At 72.8% G+C, this 12,158-nt stretch carries 8 protein-coding genes; 5 read left to right on the forward strand and 3 right to left on the reverse strand.

Annotated features, from left to right (window positions below):
• Positions 1-4: 4 nt before the first annotated feature.
• From AB0C96_RS17020 to AB0C96_RS17030, 3 genes are all read right to left on the reverse strand, one after another.
• The gene (locus tag AB0C96_RS17020) at positions 5-439 is read right to left on the reverse strand and encodes an SH3 domain-containing protein (RefSeq protein ID WP_362918132.1); all 435 of its coding nucleotides are present in this window, start codon (positions 437-439) and stop codon (positions 5-7) included.
• 147 nt (positions 440-586) lie between these two features.
• Positions 587-1,351, reverse strand: a complete 765-nt coding sequence (locus tag AB0C96_RS17025; RefSeq protein WP_362918134.1) for a VOC family protein — start codon at positions 1,349-1,351, stop codon at positions 587-589.
• Between the two features lie 235 nt (positions 1,352-1,586).
• Positions 1,587-2,744 carry an NAD(P)/FAD-dependent oxidoreductase gene (locus tag AB0C96_RS17030; RefSeq protein WP_362918136.1) on the reverse strand — a complete coding sequence of 386 codons (1,158 nt, stop codon included), beginning with the start codon at positions 2,742-2,744 and terminating at the stop codon, positions 1,587-1,589.
• Between the two features lie 240 nt (positions 2,745-2,984).
• Here AB0C96_RS17030 and AB0C96_RS17035 point away from each other — a divergent pair, with 240 nt between their 5' ends.
• The 5 genes from AB0C96_RS17035 (at position 2,985) to AB0C96_RS17055 (ending at position 12,111) form a co-directional block, all read left to right on the forward strand.
• Positions 2,985-7,208 (forward strand): bifunctional nitrate reductase/sulfite reductase flavoprotein subunit alpha, encoded by a 4,224-nt coding sequence (locus tag AB0C96_RS17035; RefSeq protein WP_362918138.1) that lies wholly within the window; start codon positions 2,985-2,987, stop codon positions 7,206-7,208.
• 188 nt (positions 7,209-7,396) lie between these two features.
• On the forward strand, positions 7,397-7,648 hold the full coding sequence (locus AB0C96_RS17040; RefSeq protein WP_362918140.1) for a hypothetical protein: 252 nt from the start codon (positions 7,397-7,399) through the stop codon (positions 7,646-7,648).
• A gap of 116 nt (positions 7,649-7,764) precedes the next feature.
• Positions 7,765-10,161, forward strand: a complete 2,397-nt coding sequence (locus AB0C96_RS17045; RefSeq protein ID WP_362918142.1) for a phosphoketolase family protein — start codon at positions 7,765-7,767, stop codon at positions 10,159-10,161.
• A gap of 132 nt (positions 10,162-10,293) precedes the next feature.
• Positions 10,294-10,692, forward strand: coding sequence for a hypothetical protein (locus AB0C96_RS17050; RefSeq protein WP_362918144.1), 399 nt, complete (start codon positions 10,294-10,296; stop codon positions 10,690-10,692).
• Between the two features lie 18 nt (positions 10,693-10,710).
• Positions 10,711-12,111: a DUF2252 domain-containing protein gene (locus AB0C96_RS17055; RefSeq protein ID WP_362918146.1), complete on the forward strand. Its 1,401-nt coding sequence runs from the start codon at positions 10,711-10,713 to the stop codon at positions 12,109-12,111.
• Positions 12,112-12,158: the final 47 nt, after the last annotated feature.

Here is a 12,158-nt window from a genome sequence, read left to right on the forward strand (position 1 = left end):
CGCCTCACCCCACGGCGTGCTTCGCCGCGTTGCCGCTGCCGGGCCGGATCCCGCCGCGCTGCACGTCCTTGCAGTACTTGACGTAACCGGCGTTGGTCACGTACTTCGCCGTGATCCAGCTTCCGCGCTCCTCGCGGGTGAGGTACCAGACGCTGTTGCCGCCGACGCTCTGGGTGCGGACCTTGCACACCAGGCCGATCTGCGCGCGGTGACGGTAGTAGCCACGCACGGAGGCGTCCGTGCTGGGGTACTGACGCGCACTCAGGCCCATCTTCGCGGTGACGGTGCCGTAGGGCTTCATGGTGGTGATGGGCTCGGGCGTCGCGTGGGCGGGGGACGCGACGGACAGCGTCGCGCCGAGGGCGACCGCCGCGGTCAGCGCACCCGTGACGGCTGCCAGCTTCTTACCTCGGGCCACGAGGATTTCAGTCGTGGACATAGGGGGTTCTCCTGTTCTTGACGCGCAATGCCACCCATTGGCGCGGAGTGGACATTACGCTCAAAACGCCCATGCGCTGCGGTGCAACGACGAACAGGCCGCCGATCGTGTGACAAGAACATGTGCACCCCACAGGGGCCGTGCCGGTCAGCCCTCGGTGCCCACGCGATGGATGCCGAAGGAGGCCCCCTGCGGGTCCCGGATCACCGCGATCCGGGGCCCGTGCGGAACGTCCGTGGGGGGCACCAGCAGCATGCCGCCGGACTCGGCGGCCCGGGCGGCCGTGTCGTCGACGTCGGCGACCGCGAAGTACGGCAGCCAGTGCGCCCTGACGTCGTCCGGGTAGAACTCGTCCAGCGCACTCATCCCGCCGAAGTCGGCCCCGTCCAGGCCCCACTGGGGGTAGTCCTCGTGCGTGCCCACGGTCCAGCCGAAGACCCGGGTGTAGAAGGCCTTGGCGGCCTCCTCGTCGCGGGTGGCGAGTTCGACCCAGCCGAGCGAGGCCGGTTGGTTGAACACCGCGGCGCCGGCGAAGGACCGGGCCTGCCACACCGTGAACACGGCGCCCTCCGGATCGGCCAGTACGGCGAAGCGGCCCGCGTCGAAGACGTCCAACGGCGCCATCAGCACCCGCCCGCCGGCCTCGCCGACCGCCGCGGCCAGCGCATCGGCGTCCCGCGTCGCGAACGACACGGTCCAGGCGGTCGGCTGTCCGGGAGCGTACAGCGGGGTCACCGCGGCGACCGGGGCGTCGCCCAGGCGCAGCACGGTGTAGCCGCCGGCCTCGGGGCGCGGGTCGGTCTCGGCGTGCCAGCCGAAGACCTCGCGGTAGTACACCTTGGCGGCATCGACGTCCGAGGTGCCCAGCTCCACCCAGCAGGGCGCGCCGGGGGTGGGCTCAGTGATCTTCACGGTGGGTTCCGTCCCTCTGCGCCGGGTCGTGGCCGGGCGGCCGCGCCCCGCACTGCCGCTCGCTCTCCGTACGCTGCCGATCGTGCGACGGGGGCGAGGGGGCCGCAACCGGAGGGCGGCCGCGGCCGGGAGGCGGTTCACACACCCAGGTCGGACCAGCCGTTCCGCAGCCGCGCGAAGATCCCCTCCAGGGCGCGGCGTTCGCGGCGGCCTGGCGCCGGGCCGTCGGCGCCGGTCACGCCCCGTCCCCTCCGGCCATCCGGCGCAGGTGCCGCAGGGAGCCCTGCGGGGCGTCGGGGGCGAGGGCGTTGGCCAGCCCGCGGGCGGCGGCCTCGGCGGCCTCGGCGGAGCGGGGCAGCAGCGCCGCTTCGTACACCCGCACCGCCTCGTCGGCGTCGTCGTGGCCGACCAGGGCCTCGGCGAGTTCGGCGCCGTCGAGCATGGCGAGGTTGGCGCCCATGCCGGAGAACGGGGTCATCAGATGGGCCGCGTCACCGAGCAGGGTGAGGCCGAGGGTGTGGTTCCAGGTGTGCGGCACGGGCAGCGCGAACAGCGGCCGGTTGACGAACCCGCCGTCGTTCTCCCGCAGCAGCGCCAGCAGTCGGTCGTCCCACCCGGCGAACCGGTCGAGCAGGGCGGACCGCACCGCCTCGACGTCCGTGAGCTGCACGCCGGCCTCCAGCGCCCAGTCCTGCGAGCCCCGGAACGCGGCGTAGACGCGGAGGTGGCCGTGGCTGTTGCGCTGGGCGATCAGTGCCCGGCCGGCGAAGGACGCCAGCATGGTGCCGTCGCCGACGAGGCGGGCGACGTCCGGGTGGCGGGCGTCCGCGTCGTCGAAGCCACACTCGACGAAGGTGACGCCGGAGTAGTGCGGAGTGGCGTCGGAGAGCAGCGGCCGGACCCGGGACCAGGCGCCGTCGGCGCCGATGACCAGGTCGAAGGTCTCGGTGTGGCCGTCGTCGAACTCGGCCCTGTGGCGGCCGTCGCCGAGCGGGTGCAGGGTGCGCAGGAAGTGGCCCCAGCGCACCGTCCCGGGAGCCAGGGAGTGCAGCAGCAGGCGGCGCAGCTGTCCCCGGTCGATCTCGGGGCGGTCGGTCTCGGCGTCGGCCGGGGTGTGCTGGAAGAGCACCGCGGCGGTGTGGTCGAGCAGCCGCATCTGCTGCCCTTCGGGCCGGGCCAGGGCGGTGAACTCGTCGTGCAGGCCGGCCGCCAGCAGTGCCACCTGGCCGGTCGCCCGGTGGAGGTCCAGGGTGCCGCCTTGCGGGCGGGCGTCGGCGGACGCCTCGTGGTCGACGACGGTGACCGGGACGCCGTGCCGCTGGAGCACACGGGCGCAGGTCAGCCCGCCGGGGCCGGCACCGATGATCGCGATGCGGGGAGGTGTGGGATTCATGCCACCAGAAAAGCACAGCGACTTAGAAAGTGCAATGACTACACTTTCTGTCTCGCTCAACCAAAGGTGTCGGGAATCTGCGTGCCGTCGCCTCCACGGCCGCGGGCGGGACGGTTCTCACGGAGCGCCGGGTGGCACTGTGTGGCCTCCGTAACGCCCGCTGATCGCTTCATGTGACACCTGGTTAACGGGCGGTTCATAGGCTCGGGGTCGAGCAGCCGACCACGAAGGGGCCCGCCCGTGACCGCACCGGAACCGCTGGCAGAGAGCACCACGCAGGTGCGGACCGCGTGCTCGTACTGCGGTGTCGGCTGCGGGATCGTCCTCGACGTCGCCACCGACGGCCAGGGGCGGCGCACCGTCCGCAGGGCCGCCGGGGACAAGGCGCACCCGGCCAACCGCGGCCGGCTGTGCACCAAGGGCGCGACCAGCGCCGAGCTGCTCGCCGCACCGGGGCGGCTGTCGACCGCTCTGGTCCGCGCGGACCGCGGCGACGAGCCCGCGCCCACCGCCATGGAGACGGCGATCCGGCAGACCGCCCGGCGGCTGCGGGAGATCGTCGACGGGCACGGGCCGGACGCGCTGGCCCTGTACGTGTCCGGGCAGATGACGCTGGAGGCCCAGTACCTGGCGAACAAGCTCGCCAAGGGCTTTGTGCGCACCCGGCACATCGAGTCCAACTCACGGCTGTGCATGGCCAGCGCGGGCAGCGGCTACAAGCTGTCGCTGGGCGCCGACGGCCCGCCCGGCTCGTACCAGGACTTCGAGCACGCCGAGGTGTTCCTCGTCATCGGCTCCAACATGGCCGACTGCCACCCGATCCTCTTCCTGCGGATGATGGAGCGGGTGAAGGCGGGCGCCAAGCTGATCGTGGTCGATCCGCGGCGCACCGCCACCGCGGCCAAGGCGGACCTGTTCCTCCAGGTCGCGCCGGGCACCGACCTGGCGCTCTTGAACGGGCTGCTGCGGCTGCTGGTCGAGGACGGCCGGATCGACACCGCGTTCATCGCCGAGTACACCGAGGGGTGGGAGGCGATGGAGGAGTTCCTCGCCGACTACCCGCCGGCCGTGGTCGCGGAGATCACCGGGATCCCGGAGGAGGACCTCCGCCGGGCCGCCGGGTGGATCGGTGCGGCGGGCGCCTGGATGAGCTGCTGGACGATGGGGCTGAACCAGTCCACCCACGGCACTTGGAACACCAATGCGCTGGTCAACCTGCACCTGGCGACCGGCGCGATCTGCCGCCCGGGCAGCGGCCCGTTCTCGCTCACCGGCCAGCCCAATGCGATGGGCGGCCGCGAGATGGGCTACATGGGGCCGGGGCTGCCCGGTCAGCGGTCGGCGCTGGTGGCCGAGGACCGGGCGTTCACCGAGGAGCTCTGGGGGCTCGGGGCCGGGACGCTGCGGGAGGACGACGGCGGTCGGGGCACCGTCGAGATGTTCCGGCGGATGGCGGACGGCGACGTCAAGGCGTGCTGGATCATCTGCACCAACCCGGTCGCCTCGGTCGCCAACCGCCGGACGGTCATCGAGGGGCTGGAGGCCGCGGAGTTCGTGGTGGCGCAGGACGTCTTCGCCGAGACCGAGACCAACGCGTACGCGGACGTGGTGCTGCCGGCCGCCATGTGGGCCGAGTCCGAGGGCGTGATGGTCAATTCGGAGCGCAACCTCACGCTGGTGCGGCAGGCCGCCGATCCGCCCGGCGAGGCCTGGCCGGACTGGCGGATCATCGCGCGGATCGCCTGCGAGATGGGGTACGAGGACGCCTTCGACTACCACAGCGCGGAGGAGATATTCGAGGAGATCAAGCGCGCCTGGAACCCGAAGACCGGCTACGACCTGCGCGGGGTGTCGTACGAGCGGCTGCGGGGCACTCCGGTGCAGTGGCCCAGCGCGGCCGCCGACGGGCCGGACCGCAATCCGGTGCGCTATCTGAACGACGGCGTCAGCCAGCGGCTGGTCGAGCGTCCGGACGGCTCCCGGCCGCGGTTGGCGTTCCCCACCGCGAGCGGCCGCGCCGCGTTCTTCGCCCGGCCGCACCTCCCCCCGGCCGAGATACCGGACGACGACTTCCCCTACGTGCTCAACACCGGGCGGTTGCAGCACCAGTGGCACACCCTGACCAAGACCGGCAAGGTCGCCGCCCTGGGCAAACTCAACCCGGGGCCGTTCGTGGAGATCCATCCGCGCGACGCGGAGGCACTGGGCGTCGCGGAGGGCGATGCGGTGGAGGTCGCCTCGCGGCGCGGGCGGGCGGTGCTGCCCGCCGTGCTCACCGACCGGGTGCGGCCGGGGAACTGCTTCGCGCCGTTCCACTGGAACGACCTGTTCGGCGAGTACCTCAGCGTCAATGCGGTGACCCACGACGCGGTCGATCCGATCTCCTTCCAGCCCGAGTTCAAGGTGTGCGCGGTCTCGCTGGCCCGGGTCGCCGGCGACGTCACGGGGGCGGCCGGCGGCTCCGCGACGGCGCACACGGACGAGGCGGCCGAGCCGGAGCGCGGCGACCGGGCGGGCGGCGCGGTGGCGCTGCTCACCGAGGTGTTCGGGCTGCCCGACACCGTGCCGCCGGCGCTGACCGAGCACGAGCGCCGCTATCTGTCCGGCTTCCTCACCGGGCTGCGCTCCCAGCCGGTGGTCGGCACGCCCGTGCTGCCCGCCCGGGCGCCGTTCCGCCCGGAGAGCGCGCTGTGGGTGAACGGGGTACTGGCCGGGATGTTCTCGCGGGGCCCGGACGCCCCACCGACGGCGGAGGAGCACCCGGCGGCCCCGGCCGTCAAGGCGCCGGGCGGTACGTCCGCCCGTGCCGTGATCGTGCTGTGGGCGTCGCAGACCGGCAATGCGGAGGAGTTCGCCGCCGACGCGGCCCGGCGGCTGAAGGGCAGCGGGCGGGACGCGACGCTGCTGAGCATGGACAGCGCACCGGCCGCCCTGCCGCGCAGCGCCGATCTGCTGATCGTCACCAGCACGTTCGGCGACGGCGACGCCCCGGACAACGGGTCGGAGTTCTGGGAGACCCTCAATGCGCCGGACACCCCGCGGCTGGACGGGGTGCGCTACGCGGTCCTGGCGCTGGGCGACTCCTCGTACGACGACTTCTGCGGCCACGGCCGGCGGCTCGACGACCGGCTCGCCGAGCTGGGCGCGGTGCGCCTGGTGCCGCGTACGGACTGCGAACCGGACTACGAACAGCCGGCGGGGCAGTGGCTGGAGCGGGTGCTGGAGGCGCTGGAGGACGGCGGCGGCGAGCCGGCCGGCGGAGCGGCGGTCGCCGGACGGCCGGGTACGGGCACGGCACCGGCGGCCCCCGCCCCGTCGGCCCCGGCGCGCCCCTCCAAGGCCGCCCCGGCCACCGCCCGGCTCGTCGGCAATCAGCTGCTGAGCCGTCCCGGGGCCACCAAGGAGGTGCGCCGGTTCACCTTCGACACCCGTGACCGTGACGGCGCGGACGCCCCGCTGGCCTACGAGGTGGGCGATGCGCTCGGGGTGCGGCCGCGGAACTGCCCGGACATGGTCCAGGAGTGGCTGGCCGTCACCGGGCTCGACCCGAGCGCCGCCATCGCCGTCGGGGACCTGGGCGAGGTGCCGCTCGGCGAGGCGCTCCACCACCACCTGGACATCTCCCGGATCACCCCCGGCCTGCTCCGACTGGTCGCCGAACGCACCGGTGACCGGGTGCTCAAGAAGCTGCTGCGGCCGGACAACAAGGGCGAGTTCGCCCAGTGGGCATGGGGCCGGCAGGCGGTCGACGTGCTCGCCGAGCACCCGGTCCGGGCCGATGCGGCGGAGTGGGCCACGGTCCTCACCCGGCTACAGCCCCGGCTGTACTCGATATCGTCCAGCCCGCTGACCGACCCGGGGCGGATCGATCTGACGGTCTCGGTCGTCCGGTACGAGAACCTCCACGGCCGGCCGCGCAAGGGCGTGGCCTCCTCCTTCCTGGCCGACGCCGAGCCCGGCAGCCCGGTGCCGGTCTTCGTGCAGCGCGCCGCCCACTTCCGGCCGCCGGCCGACCCCGCCACCCCGATGGTGATGGTGGGGCCGGGCACCGGCATCGCGCCCTTCCTCGGCTTCCTCGACGAGCGGCGCGCCCGCGGCCACCACGCGCCGAACTGGCTCTTCTTCGGTGAACAGCGCCGGGCCACGGACTTCTACTACGAGGAGGAACTCGGCCGGCTGCGCCGGGACGGGCTGCTCACCCGGCTGGACACCGCCTTCTCCCGCGACCAGCGCGCCAAGGTCTATGTCCAGGACCGGATGCGCGAACACGGCGCCCAGCTGTGGTCCTGGCTGAAGGACGGCGCCCACTTCTATGTGTGCGGTGACGCGTCCCGGATGGCCAAGGACGTCGACCGGGCGCTGCGCGAGATCGCCGTGGGGCACGGCGGGCTGACGGAGGACGCGGCCGCCGACTACGTCAAACGGCTCGCGGCCGACAAGCGCTACGTCCGCGACGTGTACTGAGACCGTCCGCCGGCACGGGCGGACGGGCGGGGCGGCTCCCCTCAGGGAACCGCGCGGACGATGACCAACGAGCCACAGTGCGTTGATCCATGCCCCGAACATGACTCTTCGTACCTGCGTGTGTGGCGGCTTTCCCGAACGGGCCGCCAGGGAGCAGCCGGCGCACGATGGAGAGGAAGGAGAGCACCATGACCGCCATGACCCCCTTGATCGCCTTGATCGCCTTGACCCCCTTGATCGCCTTGATCGCCTTGATCGCCTTGATCGCCTTGGCCGTCGAACGCACGCCCAGCGGCCCGCGCCCCGTGCCGAGCCAGCCCGATCCCCTGCCGCGCGACCCGTTTCCGGCCGAACCCGAACCGGACGGGCCGGGTCCCGGACCGGACGAACCGCCCGGCACCGGACCGGACGAGAACCCCTCCCCCGAGCCACCGGACTGAACCGGGCGCCCCCGGTTGCATGCGCTCCGTCACCACCGCAAGGTGGAGGGAACGGTGCACGTCCGACCCCCGCCCGGTGCACGCCCGTTGCCCGCCGTCTGGGTGAGGAGATGAGCATGCACGACGCCGCTTCCCCGGCTGCGGCACCGGCACCGGGGGTCCTGGACGCCGAGGAGCTGCGGACGCTGGACGCCCACTGGCGGGCCGCCAACTACCTGTCGGTCGGGCAGATCTACCTGACGGACAATCCGCTGCTGGCCGAGCCCCTGCGCCCCGAGCACATCAAGCCGCGGCTGCTGGGCCACTGGGGCACCTCGCCCGGGCTGAACCTGGTGCACACCCACCTCAACCGCGTCATCAACGCCCGCGCGCTCGACGCGCTGTGCGTATGGGGCCCGGGGCACGGCGGCCCGGCCGTGCTGGCCAACTCCTGGCTGGACGGCAGCTACTCCGAGACGTACCCGGACGTCAGCCGGGACGCCGCGGGCATGGCCCGGCTGTTCCGCCAGTTCTCGTTCCCCGGCGGGGTGCCCAGCCATGTCGCACCACAGACACCGGGCTCCCTCCACGAGGGCGGCGAGCTGGGCTACTCGCTCGCCCACGCCTACGGCGCGGCGTTCGACAACCCGGAGCTGCTGGTCGTCTGCGTGGTCGGGGACGGGGAGGCGGAGACCGGGCCGCTCGCCGCGTCCTGGCACTCCACCAAGTTCCTCGACCCGGTGCACGACGGTGCCGTGCTGCCCGTACTGCACCTCAACGGCTACAAGATCGCCAACCCGGCGGTGCTCGCCCGGGTGCCGCAGGACGAGCTGAACGCCCTGCTGCGCGGCTACGGCCACGAGCCGATCCACGTCGCCGGCGACGACCCCGCGGCCGTGCACCAGGCGTTCGCCACCGCCATGGACCGCTGCCTGGACCGGATCTCCGACATCCAGCGCCGGGCCCGTACCGACGGCGCGACGGAGCGCCCCCGCTGGCCCATGATCGTGCTGCGGACGCCCAAGGGCTGGACCGGCCCGCGCGAGGTCGACGGACTGCCGGTCGAGGGCACCTGGCGCGCGCACCAGGTCCCGCTGGCCGGCGTCCGCGACAACCCCGACCGGCTGCGGCAGCTGGCGGAGTGGCTGCGCTCGTACCGGCCCGAGGAGCTCTTCGACGCCGCGGGCCGGCCACGACCGGAGGTGCTCGCCTGCGTCCCCACGGGTCCGCGCCGGCTGGGCGCCTCGCCGCACGCCAACGGAGGGCTGCTGGTGCGCGATCTGCCGCTGCCGCCACTGGAGCGGCACGCCGTCGAGGTCGACGAGCGCGGCACCGTGCTGCACGAGCCGACCCGGGTGCTGGGCGGGCTGCTGGCCTCGGTCATGGAGGCCACCGCGGAGCGCCGCGACTTCCGGGTCGTGGGCCCCGACGAGACCGCGTCGAACCGGCTGGACGCGCTCTACGACGTCACCGGCAAGGCCTGGCACGCCGAGACCCTCGACACCGACGAGCACCTCGCCCCGGACGGCCGGGTCATGGAGGTGCTCTCCGAGCACCTGTGCCAGGGGTGGCTGGAGGGCTACCTGCTGACCGGTCGGCACGGGCTCTTCTCCTGTTACGAGGCGTTCGCGCACCTCGTGGACTCCATGGTGAACCAGCACGTCAAATGGCTCCGGACCGCCCGCCGGCTGCCCTGGCGGCGCCCCGTCGCCTCGCTGAACTACCTGCTCACCTCGCACGTCTGGCGGCAGGACCACAACGGCTTCTCGCACCAGGACCCGGGCTTCGTCGACCACGTCCTCAACAAGAGCCCGGAGGTCGTCCGGGTCTATCTGCCGCCGGACAGCAACACCCTGCTGGCGGTGGCGGACCATGTGCTGCGCAGCCGCGACTACGTCAATGTGATCGTGGCCGGCAAGCAGCCCGCCTTCGACTGGCTCACCCTCGACGAGGCCCGGGCGCACTGCGCGCGCGGTGCCGGCGCCTGGGAGTGGGCGGGCACCGAGGACGGCAGCCGGGACCCGGACGTCGTGCTGGCCTGCGCCGGGGACGTGCCCACCCAGGAGACGCTGGCCGCCGCCGGTCTGTTGCGCCGGCACCTGCCGGAGCTGGCGGTGCGCGTGGTCAACGTCGTCGACATGGCCCGGCTGCTGCCGCCCGGGGAACACCCGCACGGCATGCCGGACTTCGAGTACGACGCCCTCTTCACCCGTGACAAGCCGGTCGTCTTCGCGTACCACGGCTACCCCTGGCTGATCCACCGGCTCGGCTACCGCCGCGCGGGCCACCGCAATGTGCACGTCCGCGGCTACAAGGAGGAGGGCACCACGACCACGCCGTTCGACATGGTGGTCCGCAACGACCTCGACCGGTATCGGCTGGTGATGGACGTGATCGACCGGGTGCCGGGCCTCGGGGTCCGCGCCGTCGCCGTGCGCCAGGCGATGGCCGACGTCCGGACCCGTCACCATGCCTGGATCCGCGCGCACGGCATCGACCTGCCCGAGGTCGCCGAGTGGACCTGGAACGGCTGACGGCCGCCCGCCGGCTGACCGGGGGTCGGCTGACATGCGGATGACCGGTACATGTGGAAACGTGGAACCAGGGCATGGCCACCGGCGGGATCATGAGCCGGCGGCGCGGTTTCTCAAGTGAGGAGTGACCCAATGGCCCCTCAGAAACAGGCCGTCGTCGGCGGCTGGACGGCATTCGCCGGAGTCCTGATGATCTTCGGCGGCGCGATGACCCTCCTGGAGGGCATCTCCGCCATCGCCAAGGACAACCTCATCATCACGACGAGGAACTACGTCTACTCCTTCAACCTCACCGGTTGGGGCTGGATCCACCTCATCCTCGGCATCGTGATCCTGCTCGCCGGTATCGCGCTGCTGACCACCGGCGCGATGTGGGCGCGGGTGCTCGGTGTCGTCCTCGCGGGCCTCAGTGCGCTCGCGAACTTCCTGTGGATCCCGTACTACCCGTTCTGGGCCATCGTCGTGATCGCCGTGGACATCTTCATCATCTGGGCGCTGTGCGCGGGGGACCACCGACACCAGACGGCCTGAGGCCGGGTGAACCCCACCATGGCCTCGGAATCCGCTGCACTCACCCCCCAGGAGCGTGCGGCACGGGGCAGGGCACTTCGCACCGAGGTGCCCCGCTCCGGCCATGCGGAGTTCTCCCCCGGGCTCGGCCGCGCCGACCCGGTGGACATCCTGGAGCGACAATCGGCCGAGCGCGTAGGGGAGTTGGTGCCGCTGCGCTACGGCCGGATGCTCCAGTCGCCGTTCCGCTTCTACCGCGGGGCCGCCGCCATCATGGCGGCCGACCTGGCCACCACCCCGTCCACCGGGTTGACCACCCAGCTGTGCGGGGACGCCCATGCGCTGAACTTCCGGCTGCTGGCCTCCCCGGAGCGCCGTCTGATGTTCGACATCAACGACTTCGACGAGACCCTGCCGGGCCCCTGGGAGTGGGACGTGAAGCGACTCGCGACCAGCCTCGCCATCGCGGGCCGGCAGAACGGCTTCGACGAGGAGGTACGGGCCGGCATCGTCCGCTCGGCGTGCGCGGCGTACCGGGAGCGGATGCGCCAGTACGCCGACATGCGCAACCTCGACGTCTGGTACGCCCGCGCGGACATGGCCGACGTCCAGGTCGAGGAGGCCGGCGAACTGGACCGCACGGGGCGGGCGCGGCTGGCCCGGGCCATGGAGGAGGCCCGGGCCCGCGACTCCGTCCAGGCGTACCGCAAGCTCACCCATGTCGTCGGCGGTCGGGTCCGGATCGCCCCGGACCCCCCGCTGATCGTGCCGCTGGGCGACCTGCTGCCGGACGTGGAGCGGGACCGGCAGGCGGAGCAGCTCCGCCAGCTCATCGAGGGCTACGGGCACACGCTGCGGTCGGACCACCGCAGTCTGCTGGAGCAGTACCGGGTGGTGGACATGGCCCGCAAGGTCGTCGGGGTCGGCAGCGTCGGCACCCGCTGCTGGGTCGTGCTGCTGCTCGGCAAGGACGCCGACGACCCGCTGCTGCTCCAGGCCAAGGAGGCCGGTGAGTCGGCACTCGCCGCGCACACCGGGCCCAGCCGGTACGCCAACCAGGGTGAACGCGTGGTCTCCGGGCAGCGGTTGATGCAGGCGGCCAGCGACATCTTCCTCGGCTGGGAGCGCGTCGCCGGCTTCGACGGACGGCAACGCGACTTCTACGTACGGCAGTTGCGCGACTGGAAGGGCATCGCCAAGACCGAGACCATGGTGCCCGGCGGCATGGGGCGGTTCGCGGCGCTCTGCGGCGCGACGCTGGCCCGGGCGCACGCCAGGTCCGGCGACCGGCTCGCGATCGGCGGCTACCTGGGCAAGAGCGGGGCCTTCGACGACGCCGTGGCGCGGTTCGCGGAGCGCTACGCGGACCAGAACGAGCGTGATCACCAGGCGCTGGCGGAGGCGGTACGGGCCGGGCGGGTCACGGCCGAGACGGAGTAACCCGGGATGTACGGTCCGCCCGCCGCGCCTAGCATGGAGCCGAATGG

Origin of the sequence: Streptomyces sp. NPDC048506 (assembly GCF_040651315.1) — a bacterium.
In the GTDB taxonomy this organism is placed as follows: domain Bacteria; phylum Actinomycetota; class Actinomycetes; order Streptomycetales; family Streptomycetaceae; genus Streptomyces.